Raw genomic sequence first — 16,118 nt, forward strand, 5'->3', positions numbered from 1 at the left:
ATCATTGCTCCACGATCAATGACCGCCGAGTGGCCTTATGCAAACCCTCCTGCCCTTTCTGCTGTTCGCCTTCGTCGCTTCCATCACGCCCGGCCCGACGAACATCCTCGTACTGACCAACAGCTCGCGCTACGGCCTGCTCCGCACGTTGCCGATTGTCCTCGGGGCCTGCGCCGGTGCGGCATTGCTGGTGCTGATGGTCGGCACTGGGCTGGGGGATGTGCTGGTCCGTCATCGACAGGTGCAAACGCTGATGTCATGGGTCGGCATTGGCTGGCTGACCTGGCTGGCGTGGCAGATTTTCACCGCGCCCGCCGAAGCAGTCGACACGACGCAAACCCGCAGCGGTCCGACTCTGGGCTTGTGGGGCGCGGCGAGCCTGCAACTGGTCAACCCGAAAACCTGGATGATGGCGCTGGCCGTGGTCAGCGTCTTTGCGGGCACCGACGCCGACCGCATGCTGCGGGTGATGTGGCTGTCGCTGGCGTTCTTCCTGGTGTCGATCCTGTGCATGAGCGCCTGGGCCTACCTGGGCGTCAGCGCCGCTAAATTCTGCCGCTCGGCGCAGAGCATGAAGCGCTTCAATCAAGTAATGGCGGTGTTGTTGCTGGTATCGGCGTGGTTGACGTTGGTGGTGTGAAGGGCGGGCAGCAACGCGCGGGTCGGCGTGATTTAATGCGCGCTGACTCCCTGATCCGGACTGACCATGGCTCGTTTCTACGACGCTCGCGGCAATATCTACGCGGTGATTGCTCCCGATGCCCTGCGCACCCTCGGAGTTCTCCTTCCTCACTCACCGACGGAAGCCGCCACTCGCCGCCACGCCTGGACGGCTCAAGCCGTCGCAGTGATCTGTGACTGGCCTGCTGGCCAGCGCCCACCCGGCAGCAAATCTCATCGCTCGGACGGTCTTCTGGTCGGCCCGTTTCAGGACGCGGCGCCGTTCGACCTGTTGATCGTCAACACCGACGGCACCCTCGCCGAACGCAGCGGCAACGGCCTGACCATCTTCGCCCAGTCACTGACCGACGCAGGCCTTATCACCGGCAGCGCGCCGTTCACCCTGCGCGTTCATCACGACAATGCTGACTCGCCCAGCCCCGTTGCAACCCAAGCTGTCCCGGCAACGGTCGAAGGCGTGAATGGCTTCTGGCTGGACATCGGCGCGCCCGGTTTCGGCCCGCAGGCAGTGGGCGCGACAGGAACCGGTGTCGGCAGAGCGATGCTCAATGAGCGGGAGGTCAACCGGGTCGAGCGCGTGGCGGAATTGCACCCGGCATGGCAGACCAGCGTGTTCGTCAGGGTGGGCAACCCGCATTGCGTCACGCTGGTGGCGGATGTGGATGATCTGCCCAGCTTCGAAAACCTTCACCAAACCGAGTTGAACGCTGCCCTGACCCGCATCGCTTTCGTCGCTGGGGAATCAGGAAGCGGCGATCCCTGCGCTGGCGGGGTCAATCTGCAATGGGCCGCGCGCCTGGGAGCGAATCGAATCGCAGCGCGCGTGTTCGAACGGGGCGAAGGCCCGACGGCGTCATCCGGCACCAGCGCCAGCGCGGTTGCATCGGCGGCGTGGCTCTGCGGTTGGGTTGAAGCAGGCCTGGTAGAAGTGGTGATGCCCGGCGGCACTGCGCCGTTGCGCCTGATCGAGCGCGACGGGCAGTTGCAGCAGGTGCAGTTGTTCGGGACGGCGCGAGTCAAAGCCTGACGCTGACTACTCGCCAATGTCCTCATTCCATAGTTCAGGCTTGTCGGCAATGAACTGCTTCATCAGTCCGACGCAGGTCTCGTCGTGCAGCACATTCACCTCCACGCCACGGGACTTGAGCAGCTCTTCTTCACCCATGAACGTCTCATGTTCGCCGACGATGATTTTGCGGATGCCGTACAGCAGGATCGCGCCGCTGCACATCGCGCAGGGCGACAGGGTGGTGTAGAGCGTGGCTTCGCGGTAAACGCGGGCGGGCTGGCGGCCGGCGTTTTCGAAGGCGTCCATTTCGCCGTGCTTGATGGCGCTGCCTTCCTGGACGCGACGATTGTGGCCACGGCCGATGATCTTGCCGTCGTGGACGATGACCGAGCCGATGGGAATACCACCTTCGTCCAGGCCCTTCTGCGCTTCATCAATGGCCGCTTGCATGAACGGGTCCATGGTCTCTCCTTTCCTTCGTGACGGGGGATGATCGAAAAAACGCTTTAGAACAAGCGCGCGCTCAAGGCTTGGCTTTTTTCAGCGCGTTGTCCAGCGCGGTGGACACGTAAACCTTGAGCAGCTCGCTGGAACGGTCCTTCATGTCAGCGCCAACGTCGCGCTGCTTGTTGCGGAATTTGTTGGCGACGTCTGGCGCGGGGTCTGCGGCGTCCAGTGCTTGCAGCTCTTCGGGGCTGAACGATGCGGCGTAGGCGGCCGCGAGGTTGCGGTCCCATTCCTGCTGATACTGCGGCTGCAGGCTTTGCAGTTCGTCCTGCACGATTTCCTGCGCCTTGGTGCGGCCGACGGTTTCGACGATCGTGGCGAAGGTCACCGTGTGGGACGCCACCTGGTAGCCGAGCCAGCCCAGACTTTCGCCCAGATGCTTATCCTGCACGAAGGTCAGCGCGGAATCCCCGGCCACGGGGGCAGGTGCGGTTTCGCCGGCCAGTGTCACGTTCTGCAGCGCCATCAGGCCCATCAACGTCAGGCCGAGTGACGCCTTCATCATCGTCATTGCTGTCGATCTGCAATACCCCATGTCCTCTCCCGGCGACTTTTTATCGGTGATCAACGCTTTGATTGTCAGCTGGACGCTAACAGTTGAGGGGCGAGATATCCATCCCGGCTGCGCAGGGAAACGTGTAGGACTGGCTTTAGCCGGGAAGGCGCCGGATGTCATGCCACACAATCAAGAGTGCCTGCGCTGGCCTCTTCCCGGCTAAAGCCGGTCCTACGGCGTGTTGAAAAAGCCGGTCCTACGGGGATCGCGTACTTTGTGGGACCGGCTTTAGCCGGGAAGGTCTCAAGCCAATTCTGCTGAGCAACCCAGCGCCCACTGCTGTGCGGTCATGCGGTAAACCCTCACGCCCTGGCGATGATACTGGCTGTGGACGAACCCACCGAACCCGAGTTTTTTGATCACATTGACCGATGCAAAATTAGTCGGCTGGACGATGGCGATCAGCGATGACAAGCGCAGTTGTTCAAAGCCATAAGCCAGAGCACCGCGCGCCGCTTCGGTGCCCAAACCCCTCCCCCAGAACCCGGTGGCGAGCCGGTAGCCAATCTCGATCTCGTGCTGCTCATCCACCAGCTCGGCGTTGAGACCGCAGAAACCCGCCAGGGTTGAGGTGGATTTCTCCACCACCGCCCAGGGACCAAAGCCACGTTCACGGTAGGAAAACCGACACCAGTCGATGAACTCGCCGGTGGCCTTTTCCGACAACGCGCCCGCCACCGAATGCCGCATCACCTCGGCATCGCCCAGGATTTGCGCCAGCGCCGGGGTGTCGTCAGGGGTGAGTTCGCGCAGGATCAGGCGGTCGGTGTGCAGAGGAATGAATGAGGGGTTCAAGAAGTGTCACTCGTGCATGGACGGGATTGCCTGTGGGACAAGCGGCGGCCCGCTTGTCCCACAGTTTGAAGAGAAAGCGCTTACAGGCCCGCCTTCACCTTGCTGGCAACCTCAGCCGGCACCCAGGCGGTCCAGACGTCCGGGTGATCCTTCAGGAAGCTTTTCGCCACAACGCTTGGCTCCAAGCGCTTCTCACTCATCTCGCCCAGGGTTTTGTTCAGCTGGTCGATGGGCAGGTCCACCTTCTCGAAGAAGCTCACCAGATCCGGGTACTGCTGACGGAACGGTTCAGACACGCCAATGGCCAAGTGCGCAGCGAGGGAGCTGGAGCCGATCGGGTTGGGATTGCTGGCGTCGGCGAGGGTTTTCCAGGCGGCTTCGTTGAACGGTGGCTCTTCCAGCTTGATCAGCTTGAAGCGACCCAGCAGCGGCGTCGGCGACCAGTAGTAGAACAACACCGGCTTACCACGGCGGATGGACGATGCGACTTCAGCATCCAGTGCCGCGCCCGAACCGGTGCGGAAGTTCACGTAGGTGTCGTTGAGCTTGTAGGCCTTGAGCTTCTGGGTGTTGACGATTTCCGAGGTCCAGCCGGTCGGGCTGTTGAGGAAGCGGCCCTTGTCCGGGGATTCTGGGTCCTTGAAGACGTCTTTGTATTTGGGCAGGTCCGACACCGATTTCAGGTCCGGCGCCAGCGGTTTGATGCCGCGTTCCGGGTCGCCCTTGATGACAAACTCCGGCACCCACCAGCCTTCGGTCGCGCCTTTGACGATGTTGCCCAGGCCGTGGACCTTGCCTTCAGCCTCCGCCTTGACCCACGCAGGGCTGCGTCCGGCCCACTCTTCGCCGATCACCTGAATGTCGTTCTTCGCCAGCGCCGCTTCCAGACTCACCGTGCTGCCGGGCAGTTTGTCGGTGGGATAGCCGTAGCCTTTTTCCACGATGGTGCGCAGGATTTCGGTGATCAGGCTGCCGCTCTCCCAGGTGATGTCACCGAAATGAATCGGCGCGGTTTTTTCTGCGCCGTACGCCGAGCCCGTCAGGGCAGCCAGTGCCAGCAGCGAGCCGCCCAGCAATTTTTTGATTGGTGTCATGGATGTCTCTCGTCGCTCGGGGATGGGAGGAGCTCAATCGGTTTGGCACAGTTGGCCGGGCACAGCACACGCTTTATTCCAGACAAGCGCGGAGGCAACAGGTTTCAGCCTTATCCATGTAGTCGCTCACCGAACGCTGCGAAATGCCCAGCCGCGCGGCGATTTCAGGATAGGTCAGACCGCTGCGGCGGGAGAGCACAAAGGTTGATTTGATCTTTGCCGGCAGGCGGTCAAGGCGGCGATCCAGACGGTCAAGGATTTGCAGCGTAGCGGCGTGGCTTTCGGCGGACGCAAAAGGAACAGCGTCTTCCAGGGCCAATCCCTCCAGATAATCGCGCTCCTGATCGCGCCGCCGCCAGCGCTCATACACCAGTCGCTGGGCGATGGTAGTCAGCAACGCCCGCGGGTCGCGAATCGGCACAACGTTGGGCGAGGCCAGCAATTGCAGGAAGGTTTCGGACGCGACGTCTTCGGCGCTCTGCTCGGAGTCGAGCAGCCGACGCAAGCGCAGGCACAGCCACGCGTGGTGCTGCACAAAGAGTTCGCTGAGGTAGTGGCGATGCATAACGTCGGCGCCAGCCATAAGACATCCCCTGCCCTGAAATTTTTATCATCGGGACTTTCCGAGAGGCCATGCTAGCAAGCGCGGTTATGCAGTAAAAATACTTAAAAGTGATTCTTATAGATCATAACGGAATAACTAAAGCAACGGCAAACCCAGGGATACAGCCTGCCGCTGGTAGTCGAGCAGCACCTGGTAATCGGGCTCGCTCGCCGGTAACACCTCGCTGATCGCCAACAGGTGGGCAACATCGGGGAGTTCCCTCAGCGCCTGATTCATGGCCGCGCGGATGGCATCAGCATCTGCGCCGAGCCGCGTGATGTAGGGCAAGCACGGCCCCTCCGCCGTACGCGCAATCACCGTTACCCCGGCGACCTCCTCGCTGGCGTCGCGGGCCAAGTAGTCGAAGGTCACGCTGTCGATGGCCGCCAGATCACCATTGCCCGCTTTGATCGCAGCAAGGCTGGCGCGATGACCGCCGGTGAGCGTGGTGTCGGCGAAGAACCTGCCATCCTGTTGAAGTGGGGCTAATGCGTGCCGGAACAGGTTCATGCCCGAATTGGAATCCCGCGAATTCAGCAGGCCATGACTGCCCCTGAACTCGACGAGAGCCTGACGCGGATCGTCCTCACGGGCGACCAACAGGCTGCAGTGATTGCCGTTGGCGCTGTGGGGCAATTGGTACACAGGACGCCCGACCACCTGAACCCTGCCCCGCAATTCAGTCATCAACGGATAACCGCAGGTTTGCGTCAGCAGCAAGTGCGGCGACAGCCACAGCGCTTTCAGATCCAGATCCGCAGCATCGAGACGCTCCACGCCAAGGATTTCCACTGTTCGTTTCAGCCACTGCCCCTGCGCCTGCTGAACGCGCGGCGGCGCGACGTACATCAACAGTTCGGCGAAGCCTTGGGGCATGTTCGATATTCCTGATCAGACGTAAGGATGTTGCGGGCTGTCGATAGGATTGAAGCTGTGCCGGCGAAAGAGTTCCGCGTAACCGGCCACCAGAAATCCGCCGCTGCGCGTCAGCCACGCCTCGCGCCGCGCCCGATACACGACGGGCATGTGATACCACGACAAGCCGGGCAAGTCGTGGTGCACAAGGTGCAGATTCAGATTCAGGAACAGCCAGGCCCACGGCCATGAGGCTTCGTTGATCACCGTGCGCTCCTGGGGTTGCTCGCCCGGACGGTGCTCGTAGTAGGAGCGAACCATCGACACCGCCAGCGCCGGGACGCTGCAGAAGAGCACGTAATGCAAGGCCGAGATCGCGCTGTAATGCTCGATGAACCAAAACATCAGCACCAGCAATCCACCATGGGTGGACCACATCGCCCAGGCCTGGCGCTCGCCACGCAGCAATCGCCGGGTTTCGCCAACGATCAGACTGCTCAGCGCCAACGGTACGCCAAACACCAGACGCCCCGGCGGGGTCTTGTCGAGCCAGCGCAAGAAACGCATCACTTTGCCAGTCTGCTTCCAGTGCAGCTGACTCAGGTAGCGGCTCTCCGGGTCGCGGCCGGGCACGGTCAGGTCTTCGTCGCAGTGGTGCTGCATATGGGTGTCGCGATACAGGGTGTACGGGTACCACACCGCAAATGGTGCGTAACCGAGCACCTTGTTCAATCGCAACGAACGGGTCGGATGGCCATGGAGCACCTCGTGTTGCACGGACATCCACAGCACCAGCAGCGGGATCATCAACAGCGTCGTCGGCCACACGCCCAAGTGCGGACTGGCAAGCAACAACGTCGGCCAGCCTGTGTACAGACCGATCAGCAGCAACCAGGTCGGCCACTCCGTGCGGCCCGTAAAGCTTGCGCGCAAACGCTTGATCTCTTCGCGCTGCGCGTCGTCCAGGTAGTGGGGCATTGCCGGTTCCTGCATTCGGGCTGATAACCGGTTGTGCAACGACGCAGGAAAAACTTGTAGATCGATTGGTTATGACGGTAGAACCATGCGCCCATCGATCCTTTATCCGACGCCCGCAGCCCATGCCCGACATCCAGTTTTTGCCCCTTCCCGACGTGCAGCGCCCGTTGCTGGAGAAGTTCTACCGCGCCCATCGCTCACCCATGCGCGCCAGGGGCGAGGCACAGATGTGGGTGGCGCGCAGGTCGGAGATTGTTAGCGGTATGTGCTTGACGCCTGTTGCGGGTGGGCACTGGTTGACCGGGCTGTTCGTTGCGCCCGCCGAGCGCGGGCGGGGTGTCGCGGCGGGGCTGATCGCCGCAGCGCTGACGTCGGTTGAAGGAAACGTCTGGTTGTTCTGTGAACCTGAGCTGAACGGCTTTTATCAGCGACTCGGTTTCGTAGAAACATTGCAGCTGCCCCAGGAACTGGCCTCGCGCCTGGAGCGTTATCACCAGACCAAGCGATTGGTGGCACTGGCTCATTTGACTGGCCCGTAACGCAATAGCGGCTTAGAACCTTTCCTGCGGTGGACCAAACCAAACGCGCCATCGAAGGCCTGGCGTCCCGTGCTAGCCTCGCCGATCATTTCTTGGTCAGGCAGGACGCACATGAAGCCGGCGCTTATGGTTTTCTCCCTCGCGGCACTTTCGGCAACGGGCTTGGCAGTGGCGGCGAGTGCTGCGCCCGAATCCACCGTCAGTCACGAGCAGTTCGCGACCCTGCTGGGTGGCGACTGGCGAGTGCCGCAAAATGCGGCCCGCGATCAATACCGTCACCCTGAGCAGACGCTAACGTTTTTTGGCCTGCGCCCTGATCAGACGGTCATCGAAATCACGCCGGGCAATGGCTGGTACAGCGAACTGTTGGCGCCGCTGCTTAGGGATAAAGGCCATTACGTGGCCGCCATCGTCGACCCCGCCATCAGCGATTACGCGAAGAAATCCGCCGACAGCCTGAAGCAGAAATACGCCGCTGACCCTGCCCATTACGGCAAGGTCGAGGTCGTGGCCTATGCGCCTCAGGCGCCGGTGTTCGGCACGCCAGGCTCGGCCGACACGGTGCTGACCTTCCGCAACGTGCACAACTGGGTCGACGCCGGCAACGAAGCGGCCACATTCAAGGCGTTTTACGAGGTATTGAAACCGGGCGGGACGCTGGGCGTGGTCGATCACCGGGCCAAACCCGGCACCACCGCCAAGGAGAACGAAAAGAACGGTTACCTGCCGACGGACTACGTCGTGAAACTGGCGCAGCAGGCGGGTTTCAAGCTGGCTGGCGAGAGCGAAATCAACGCCAACCTCAAAGACACCAAGGACTACCCCGACGGCGTCTGGACACTGCCGCCGGCGCTGGTCAAGGGTGAGCAGGACAAGGCGAATTATCTGGCAATCGGCGAGTCCGACCGCATGACCCTGCGGTTCATCAAGCCAGATAAATAATATGAGCTGCAGATAGTCCAGGCGGAATGTGTTCGCCCTTGATAACGCTGAAAAGCCTGTGGGAGCGAAGTTGTTTACGATGCCGCTGCAAAACTTGTGGGAGTGAGCTTGCTCACGAAAGCGGTGGCTCAGCCGCCGAATGTTTAGCGGATGTACCTGCCTCTTCGCGAGCAAGCTCACTCCCACAGGTTTACTCGTATGCCGACAAGTTTCGTTGCACAACGAAGCCGTTATTCGTCCGCGTTCGGGTCCATCCCCGGGAACAGCACTTCGATGAAGCCGAAGCGGCTGAAGTCGGTAATGCGTGACGGGTACAACCGGCCGATCAGGTGATCGCATTCATGCTGGACGACCCGCGCATGAAAACCGCGGGCTTCACGCTGGATAAGCTTGCCGTCCGGGTCGAAACCCTCGTAGCGGATGTGCTCGTAGCGATCAACCACACCGCGCAGGCCCGGCACGGACAGACAGCCTTCCCAGCCCTCTTCCAGGGTTTGCTCAAGCGGCGTAATCAACGGATTGAGCAGGATGGTCTGGGGAACGGCCTCCGCATCCGGATAACGATCGCTGCTCTCGAAACCGAAGATCACCAGTTGCAGATCAATGCCAATCTGCGGCGCAGCCAGGCCGACACCGCCGACGCTTTCCATGGTTTCGAACATGTCCTCGATAAGTGTCTTCAGCTCTTGCGAACCGAACATCGACTCGGGGACAGGCGGCGCGATGCGCAGCAAGCGCTCGTCGCCCATTTTCAGAATTTCGCGAATCATTGCGGACCCTCTGCAACGGGCAGAGGCCCCACAAGCGGGCGCCGTCTGCCTAGAGCGTGATCAGAATTTGTCGGTCTTCAGCACCGGCGGCGTTGGGGTGTAATCGTGGTCATGGCTGTGATCGCGGCCGAGACCCGAGACGTGCTGCTTGAGGTGCACCGTATTGAAATCGGCCGTGCCATCGCGCTCACCTTCTTCCTTCTCGCCTTTCTCTTTGCCCTCGGCTGACATGTGCTCGATCACCGCGTTCATCTCGGCGCCCAGCAACAACACCGCTGCCGAGATGTAGAAATACAGCAACAGCACGATGATCGCGCCGATGCTGCCGTACATCGCATTGTAGTCAGCGAAGGTTTTCACGTAGTAGGCAAAGCCCAGCGAAGCAACAATCCACACCACGACCGCAAGCACTGAGCCTGGGGTAATGAAGCGGAAGCTCTGTTTAACGTCGGGCATGACGTAGTACATGATCGCCACCGCCACCATGAGCAGGATGATGATCAGCGGCCAGCGCAGAACCGTCCACAAGGTGACGATGAAATCTTCCATGCCAATCTGCGCGGCGAGCCAGTTCATGACCACCGGGCCGGTGACCATCAGCGCGGCAACCGTTAACAGCATGCCAGCGATACCGATGGTGTAGAACACCGACAGCGGAATGCGTTTCCAGGCCGGGCGCGCTTCGACTACGTCGTACGCGGCGTTCATGGCGCTCATCATCAGGCGCACGCCAGCCGAGGCGGTCCAGAGTGCGATGACGATACCGATCGACAGCAAGCCGCCTTTGGATTGTTGCAACTGGTCAATGACCGGATTGACCTGGTCGAGGGCCTGGGGCGGCAGGACCAGTTCGGATTGCAGCCGCAACCAGCTGAAAAAGTCCGGCAGGTGCAGGAAGCCGATGAGGGCAATCAGGAAGAGCAGGAACGGGAACAGCGAAAACAGCATCTGGTAGGCCAGTGCCGAGGCATAGGTCGACATCTCGTCATCGAGAAACTCTTTGACCGTTCTGACCAACACTGTCTTGATGCTGAGCTGGCGCAAGTCCGGGAATATCATGGCGTCTCCTTCGCGACACAGATGTAGCCGAAGCACGGTTATTGATTCAGGCGTTTCTACAAGCGGTATGCATACGAGCGGGCAATTGCGTTGAAATTCCGTCAGTTGCCCGAACGGGCTGGCTTTTTACAGGGCGCCCGGGGTATTGGCTACATTTGATGTGTTTCAGGCGGTCGAGGGCGCAAACGATAACGGCCATCGAAGGATGGCCGTTACGGTGATGCAAATCAGGTCGCCGGGAGCATGGCAGCCCCGAGCGCAAGGGATTTAGACCTTGTCGACGCCTTTTTTCACAGCGTCTTTTGCGTCGCCAACGGTTTGTTGCGCTTCGCCTTTGATTTCCTGCGCTTTGCCTTCGGCACGCAGTTTGTCATTGTCGGTCACTTTGCCGACGCCCTGCTTGACGTTGCCTACCGCTTCGTTGGCCAAGCCTTTGACTTTATCGCCGGTGCTGCTCATAGGGTTAACTCCAGGGTGAGAATAGGTTGTCATTACCTCGACACTAGAACTGACCGGAGCGGTGAATCAGAGGTTCAATTATTTCGCGAATGGATTGAAATGGCGCCTTGAGTTTGGGTTTTCCATGCACCTGGAGGGATCGGAATCCATCCTAATAACCAGCGGTAGGCACATCAAAAGCTTCCCGGCTGAAGCCGGTCCTACGCGAGGCGCCTCCGGTCGCACTGACGGCACGCGGTGCTTTTTAGTGGGACCGGCTTTAGCCGGGAAGAGGCCAGTCCAGGCGCTGACATTTGATCGTTCCCACGCTCCGCGTGGAAATGCAGCCCGGGACGCTCCGCGTCCCCATGAAAGCCCGCGAATCGCGCCAGCCAATTTTGCCTTTATGTTTCCCCGAGAACCCCGGAGAATGCGCGACCGAACCGGCGGCGCTCAGGGCGTCGGGCCAGGTTGACGAGACCGTGATCCAGGAATGTTATGAAACTCGATAAGCAGCAGGCCATTGCGCGCCGTAATGAACAGCTCGGCGGCGCCGTGCTCGGCACCAATAACACGCACTTCGCCGTGCTCGACCCCAAGCGCAATATCTGGTGGTTTGATTTGCCCATGAGCCGTCTGGCGGTGGGTCAGTACGAGTGGCTGCATCTGCTGTTGCACACGCCGAGCACGGATGAGTTGATTCACCTGAAGGTGACCACCAAGTTCCTGCGCGATCAGAAAGACGCGGTGGTGGTTCGCAACGAAGGCAAGCGCAAGTCCACCGTGAGCCTGGAGCTCTCGGCTGACAAGGATTCGTACTTGAAGGACATGCGCCCGAACGGCGCAAACCTGAGCTTCGCCAGTTTCATACAGAAGTGATCTGGCAAGACTAATCAGACGACCGCAGCGCAGGCCATCCCGCGCTGCAGCCGAGTGTCACGTCAGACCAGTTCGATACGGTCGGCGTGGATGACGATCTGGCCCTGTTTGTACAGTGCGCCGATCGCTTTCTTGAAGTTGCCTTTGCTGACGCCGAACAGGTTGCTGATGACCTGCGGATCGCTCTTGTCGCTGACGGGCAATACGCCGTTGTTGTCACGCAACTTGCCGAGGATCTGCGCGTTGAGGCTGCTGGCAAGCTGCTCGCCCACCGGTTGCAGGCTCAGGCTGATGTTGCCGTCGCTGCGCACTTCCTTGATGAAGCCTTTTTCCTGTTTGCCCGAACGCAGGAACTTGAACACCTCGTTCTTGTGAATCAGGCCCCAGTGCTTGTTGTTGATGATCGCCTTGAAACCCATCGCGGTTTCTTCCGCCACCAGCAAGTCCACTTCCTGCCCGACGGTGTAGTTGGCCGGCACCTTGTCCAGATAACGATCCAGACGCGTGGTAGCAGTGATGCGGCGGGTGTGCTTGTCGAGGTAGACATGCACAACGCAGTAATCACCGGCCTTTAGCGGCTGCTTCTCTTCCGAGTACGGCAGCAGCAAATCCTTGGGCAGACCCCAATCCAGAAAGATGCCAATGCTGTTGACTTCAACCACTTTGAGGCTGGCAAATTCACCCACTTGAACCTTGGGTTTCTCGGTGGTGGCGATTAACTTGTCATCGCTGTCCAGATAAATAAAGACGTTGAGCCAGTCTTCATCTTCGCTGGGAATATCTTTGGGAATATATCGGTTGGGCAGCAAAATTTCGCCGTCTTGTGCCCCGTCCAGATATAAACCGAAGTTAGTGTGTTTAACCACTTGCAAACTGTTGTAGCGCCCGACTAAAGCCATGTGCAGATACCCTCGTTACGTGGGCGGCATTCTACCCGAATTCGGGCGGGCATTCCGGTGGCCATTTCGGATCGACATCTGCCGCCGGCATCGCCGCCCTGGAAATCAACGCCTTGATGAACCACGCAACGCAAGCGGTGCCGAGCTAAAGCCATTCGTCAGGTCGTCGAGCCGTTCGGCCGCCTTGAACGCCGGGCATAATCGACGGAACGCCAGATTAAACATCGCAATTAAAACAGTCATTTAGCCGCTGCTTTCGGAAAATAATTGCGCTCATCCTTGCGACCGTGACGCCTCCCCCCGTCCGATAATACCCAAGCAATTTCCGGTCAATTCCGATAGGATGGCCGGCCGTATTAAATTTATATAGGTCAATAGCAGCCATGCGTGTAAAAGCATCCAATTCGAAAGCCAAGCCAGCTCCTGCCGTTGAGACCAGCGATTCGATCAACGCACAAATTGCAGCTTTCCTGAAATCCGGTGGCGAGATCCAACAGATCGCCAAAGGTGTCAGCGGCCAGACCTTCGGCCCATCCAAACAGATCTCCCTCGGCAAAAAGTAAATTTTCTCCCGCCTCCGCGGTCGACATCCAGGCGCTTTGATCACAAAGCGCCAGGTCTATCGCTCCCTCGCTGTACAAAGCTCTGCTTTACTCTCGTCACATGACTGCTCCTCGATGCTGTTACCCATGGGTCATGGAAAAGAGCGGACGATGCCCTGATCTGCTGACGTCTCTGCGGAAACCGATATGAACAAACGGATGATCATTGGCGCCCTGCTCAGCCTCGGGCTCACCGGCTGTGTGACCCACGGATGTGACACCTCGATACCGGGCAGCGCCTGCCGTGCCGACTACCTGCTGTACCAGAACGACATGCTCCAGGCCAAGCTACTGACCAACGAACGTCGCGCCGAAAACGACGAACTCGCCAGCGCGCTTCTTGAACGGGCAGCACGCGAAGACACAACCGGCGAAGCCGAGTTTTACCAGGCCATACTGCTTCTGCGTCAGAACGCCGAGCCGAAGCTGATCGATGCCAGGCTCAATGATTCTGCAGATCGCAACTACCCGCTGGCCATCGCCCTGCTTGCGCAAAGGGCCGGAATGGACGATCAGGAAAAGGCACAGAAGTACCGCACCCAGTACGAAAAACTGGACGTAGCCACCAGCGGTTATCCGTCTTTTCCTCAAGCCTTGATCGTCGTCAATCAGCTGATTTCCCCCGCGAACTGATCGCAAAGTTCTGCGCATCTGCCTCGAATCGACCAATGGTCGTGAGATGGCGCCAATCGGCGGTATCCTTGCACCGCTCTAGCTCGCGGTTCTTGCCAGGCCATTCGGCTTTCGGATAGAAACCTTCGACCCACTCCTCTGAAACCTGAAAGGAGTGAAGCATGCCTTATGCTCGCTGTTTCAACCGTTGGACCGGTGCGGTGTTTACCTGCGCCGCCCTCATGCATCACGCCGCCAGCGCTCAAGTCATCGAGCGGGAACTGGGCGACTTCAGCCTGAAGCTCGGCACGACGCCCAGCCGCACCATGGCCCAGGGCCTGGTGACACCGAGCGGTGCCGATACCAAGTTCCACGGCGGACTCGATCTGACCCACGACAGCGGTTTCTACTTCGGGCAATGGTCCCCCAGCGCAGGGCTGACCCCCGACACCGCGCTGGAAGTCGACTCCTACATGGGCTTCAAGAAGCCCTTCGACAAAACCCTCGGTTACGAGCTTGGCGTCATTCGCTACAGCTACCCGAATACCGACCAGCTCGACAGCCACGAGCTTTATGCCGGTTTCCGCATCTTCGACAGCCGCATCGGCACTGCCTTCAGCACCGACGCCGGTCGCCAGGACAGCACCGTGTTTCTCGACCTGGGCAGCATGATTCCCCTGGGCCTGGACCTGCGCATGCAGTACGGCAACCACCAGCTCGATTCGCCCACGATCATCGACGGCGGCGGCGTGGTCAACGCCTACAGCGACTGGTCGTTCAACGTGTCGCGCCCTGTTCTGGGCATGGACATGAACCTGATGTACAGCGGCTCGAGCCTGACCGGCGCCGATTGCAGCGCCTACAGCGGCCACAACACCCAGTGCGAAAGCACCGTTACCCTTAAGGTCGTGCGCTCGTTTTTCTGATGGGTTGAACCGCCATGACCTGACTTGCTCTATAACGGTGAGACGAACCGGCAAGGAGCTGTCATGGGCATTGTGTTGAAGACCTTTATTTCGCTGTGGCTGAGCCTGACGCTGTTGGCGGGGTGCAGTCAGATTGGTCTGACGTATCGACATCTGGACTTCATCATTCCCTGGTCGCTCAACGACTACCTGGACATGAACGCTTCGCAGAAAGACTGGCTCGATGAGCGCTTGAAAGAGCACTTGAGCTGGCACTGCACCACTCAGATTCCCGGTTACCTCGACTGGCTGGACCGTCTGCAAGGGATGGTCGAAAACAACCAGGTCAATCAGGAGCAGCTCAAGGCACGCACCGCCGAAGCGCGGCAAGCCATCGCCACCCTCTCCAAAGAAATCACGCCCTCGGCGGTCGAGCTGCTTCGTCAGCTGGACGATCAGCAGGTGGCCGAGATGGAAGCCGCATTCGCCAAGGACCTGCGCAAGCATGAGGACGAGTACGTCGACCAGCCGCTGGACAAGCAGATCAGTGAACGCGCTCAACGGATGGAGAAACGTCTGACGCCCTGGATGGGCAAGCTGAATGCAGGCCAACAGGCTCGCGTGATGCAGTGGTCGACCTCGCTAGGCGAGCAGAACCGGCTGTGGATCGACAACCGCGCGCACTGGCAGTCGCTGCTGCTCGCGGCGGTCAAACAGCGCAAGGCCGGGGATTTTGATCAGAAGATTGCCAGTCTGTTGCAGGATCGCCAGACCTTCTGGACACCCGAGTATCGCGCCACCTACGACCATACCGAGCAGGCAGCGATTTCTTTGATTGCGGATCTGATGGCGCAGAGTACCCCTGATCAACGGCAGAAGTTGCTGGCGAAAATCGCCGATGTGCGCAAGGACTTCACAGACTTGAGTTGCTACAAGAGCATAAAAAAAGCGTCCTGATCAGGACGCTTTCAGCATCAGGCGATTTGCGCCTTTGAGGCCACCTCATCAAAGGTCGCCTTATCCAGCGCATCGGCCTGTTCATCCAGCACCTGACGCGGATGGTCGTTGCCTGGAATGCTGCTGTCGATCATCGCCAGCAAGCTCGCGCCTCGAGGCGTAAGGGTCGCGCCTTCGCCATTCCCGCCATCACCACTCGTGTGGGCGGCAATGAACCCACGTTCGAGCAACAACGCTCTCAATTCTGCGGCAGACGCTTCTGATGCATCGGCAATTGCGACGCTGTTTTGTACGTGGTGCAACAGACGCTCGATCAGGTCCCAGTCGTATCGTTTAGACATGTTTCATCCTCCAGTGGGCCAACAGGGCAATACCCGTGACGTCCGGTCATCGGGCTTGATGCTCAGTGGTTGTGACCCAGTGCAGGGCCAGCCGTT

Annotated in this window: 22 protein-coding genes; 9 read left to right on the forward strand and 13 right to left on the reverse strand. The window is 59.8% G+C overall.

The genetic code is table 11. From position 1 onward, the window contains the following. Positions 1-37 precede the first annotated feature (37 nt). Together IFT47_RS24360 and IFT47_RS24365 are read left to right on the forward strand one after the other, a co-directional pair. Entirely contained in the window at positions 38-640 is a 603-nt protein-coding gene (locus IFT47_RS24360) for a LysE family translocator (RefSeq protein WP_192171509.1), read from the forward strand. A gap of 66 nt (positions 641-706) precedes the next feature. Then, positions 707-1,708 (forward strand): diaminopimelate epimerase, encoded by a 1,002-nt coding sequence (locus IFT47_RS24365; RefSeq protein WP_192171510.1) that lies wholly within the window; start codon positions 707-709, stop codon positions 1,706-1,708. A gap of 6 nt (positions 1,709-1,714) precedes the next feature. Here the strand turns inward: IFT47_RS24365 and IFT47_RS24370 are convergent, their stop codons facing one another. The 7 genes from IFT47_RS24370 to IFT47_RS24400 form a co-directional block, all read right to left on the reverse strand. Continuing rightward, entirely contained in the window at positions 1,715-2,152 is a 438-nt protein-coding gene (locus IFT47_RS24370) for a nucleoside deaminase (RefSeq protein WP_192171511.1), read from the reverse strand. 61 nt (positions 2,153-2,213) lie between these two features. Then, entirely contained in the window at positions 2,214-2,708 is a 495-nt protein-coding gene (locus IFT47_RS24375; RefSeq protein ID WP_192171512.1) for a hypothetical protein, read from the reverse strand. Positions 2,709-2,996: 288 nt separating this feature from the next. Beyond that, positions 2,997-3,548, reverse strand: coding sequence for a GNAT family N-acetyltransferase (locus IFT47_RS24380; protein ID WP_192171513.1), 552 nt, complete (start codon positions 3,546-3,548; stop codon positions 2,997-2,999). An 80-nt stretch (positions 3,549-3,628) separates the two neighbouring features. Then, positions 3,629-4,642: an ABC transporter substrate-binding protein gene (locus IFT47_RS24385; RefSeq protein WP_192171514.1), complete on the reverse strand. Its 1,014-nt coding sequence runs from the start codon at positions 4,640-4,642 to the stop codon at positions 3,629-3,631. 73 nt (positions 4,643-4,715) lie between these two features. Next, the gene (locus tag IFT47_RS24390; RefSeq protein WP_192171515.1) at positions 4,716-5,225 is read right to left on the reverse strand and encodes a sigma-70 family RNA polymerase sigma factor; all 510 of its coding nucleotides are present in this window, start codon (positions 5,223-5,225) and stop codon (positions 4,716-4,718) included. 117 nt (positions 5,226-5,342) lie between these two features. After that, entirely contained in the window at positions 5,343-6,122 is a 780-nt protein-coding gene (locus tag IFT47_RS24395; RefSeq protein WP_192171516.1) for a phosphate/phosphite/phosphonate ABC transporter substrate-binding protein, read from the reverse strand. Positions 6,123-6,137: 15 nt separating this feature from the next. Beyond that, entirely contained in the window at positions 6,138-7,079 is a 942-nt protein-coding gene (locus IFT47_RS24400; RefSeq protein WP_192171517.1) for a fatty acid desaturase, read from the reverse strand. A 122-nt stretch (positions 7,080-7,201) separates the two neighbouring features. Between IFT47_RS24400 and IFT47_RS24405 the strand changes: the two genes are divergently transcribed. Further along, positions 7,202-7,618 (forward strand): GNAT family N-acetyltransferase, encoded by a 417-nt coding sequence (locus IFT47_RS24405; protein ID WP_192171518.1) that lies wholly within the window; start codon positions 7,202-7,204, stop codon positions 7,616-7,618. A 111-nt stretch (positions 7,619-7,729) separates the two neighbouring features. Further along, positions 7,730-8,560, forward strand: a complete 831-nt coding sequence (locus IFT47_RS24410; protein ID WP_192171519.1) for a class I SAM-dependent methyltransferase — start codon at positions 7,730-7,732, stop codon at positions 8,558-8,560. A gap of 230 nt (positions 8,561-8,790) precedes the next feature. On the opposite strand, the gene def is transcribed toward IFT47_RS24410, so the two are convergent. The 3 genes from def to IFT47_RS24425 form a co-directional block, all read right to left on the reverse strand. Further along, positions 8,791-9,330: a peptide deformylase gene (gene def / locus IFT47_RS24415; RefSeq protein ID WP_192171520.1), complete on the reverse strand. Its 540-nt coding sequence runs from the start codon at positions 9,328-9,330 to the stop codon at positions 8,791-8,793. Between the two features lie 60 nt (positions 9,331-9,390). Next, entirely contained in the window at positions 9,391-10,389 is a 999-nt protein-coding gene (locus IFT47_RS24420; RefSeq protein ID WP_192171521.1) for a YihY/virulence factor BrkB family protein, read from the reverse strand. 267 nt (positions 10,390-10,656) lie between these two features. Next, positions 10,657-10,848, reverse strand: coding sequence for a CsbD family protein (locus IFT47_RS24425; RefSeq protein WP_192171522.1), 192 nt, complete (start codon positions 10,846-10,848; stop codon positions 10,657-10,659). A gap of 477 nt (positions 10,849-11,325) precedes the next feature. Between IFT47_RS24425 and IFT47_RS24430 the strand changes: the two genes are divergently transcribed. Continuing rightward, positions 11,326-11,706: a hypothetical protein gene (locus tag IFT47_RS24430; protein WP_192171523.1), complete on the forward strand. Its 381-nt coding sequence runs from the start codon at positions 11,326-11,328 to the stop codon at positions 11,704-11,706. Positions 11,707-11,768: 62 nt separating this feature from the next. Here the strand turns inward: IFT47_RS24430 and IFT47_RS24435 are convergent, their stop codons facing one another. Together IFT47_RS24435 and IFT47_RS24440 are read right to left on the reverse strand one after the other, a co-directional pair. Further along, the gene (locus IFT47_RS24435) at positions 11,769-12,605 is read right to left on the reverse strand and encodes a CvfB family protein (protein ID WP_192171524.1); all 837 of its coding nucleotides are present in this window, start codon (positions 12,603-12,605) and stop codon (positions 11,769-11,771) included. A 105-nt stretch (positions 12,606-12,710) separates the two neighbouring features. Next, on the reverse strand, positions 12,711-12,848 hold the full coding sequence (locus IFT47_RS24440) for a hypothetical protein (protein ID WP_192171525.1): 138 nt from the start codon (positions 12,846-12,848) through the stop codon (positions 12,711-12,713). A gap of 140 nt (positions 12,849-12,988) precedes the next feature. Between IFT47_RS24440 and IFT47_RS24445 the strand changes: the two genes are divergently transcribed. The 4 genes from IFT47_RS24445 to IFT47_RS24460 all read left to right on the forward strand — a co-directional run bounded on the left by IFT47_RS24445 (position 12,989) and on the right by IFT47_RS24460 (position 15,681). Then, entirely contained in the window at positions 12,989-13,168 is a 180-nt protein-coding gene (locus tag IFT47_RS24445) for a hypothetical protein (protein ID WP_037012170.1), read from the forward strand. A gap of 186 nt (positions 13,169-13,354) precedes the next feature. Continuing rightward, positions 13,355-13,840 (forward strand): hypothetical protein, encoded by a 486-nt coding sequence (locus tag IFT47_RS24450; protein WP_192171526.1) that lies wholly within the window; start codon positions 13,355-13,357, stop codon positions 13,838-13,840. 161 nt (positions 13,841-14,001) lie between these two features. After that, positions 14,002-14,745: a TorF family putative porin gene (locus IFT47_RS24455; protein ID WP_192171527.1), complete on the forward strand. Its 744-nt coding sequence runs from the start codon at positions 14,002-14,004 to the stop codon at positions 14,743-14,745. A 63-nt stretch (positions 14,746-14,808) separates the two neighbouring features. After that, a complete protein-coding gene (locus IFT47_RS24460; protein WP_192171528.1) occupies positions 14,809-15,681 on the forward strand; it encodes a DUF6279 family lipoprotein in 873 nt (290 codons plus the stop codon). Between the two features lie 17 nt (positions 15,682-15,698). Here the strand turns inward: IFT47_RS24460 and IFT47_RS24465 are convergent, their stop codons facing one another. Then, on the reverse strand, positions 15,699-16,022 hold the full coding sequence (locus IFT47_RS24465; RefSeq protein ID WP_192171529.1) for a transcriptional regulator: 324 nt from the start codon (positions 16,020-16,022) through the stop codon (positions 15,699-15,701). Positions 16,023-16,118 lie beyond the last annotated feature (96 nt).

It is taken from the genome of Pseudomonas sp. CFBP 13711, assembly GCF_014842265.1.
Classification (GTDB): domain Bacteria; phylum Pseudomonadota; class Gammaproteobacteria; order Pseudomonadales; family Pseudomonadaceae; genus Aquipseudomonas.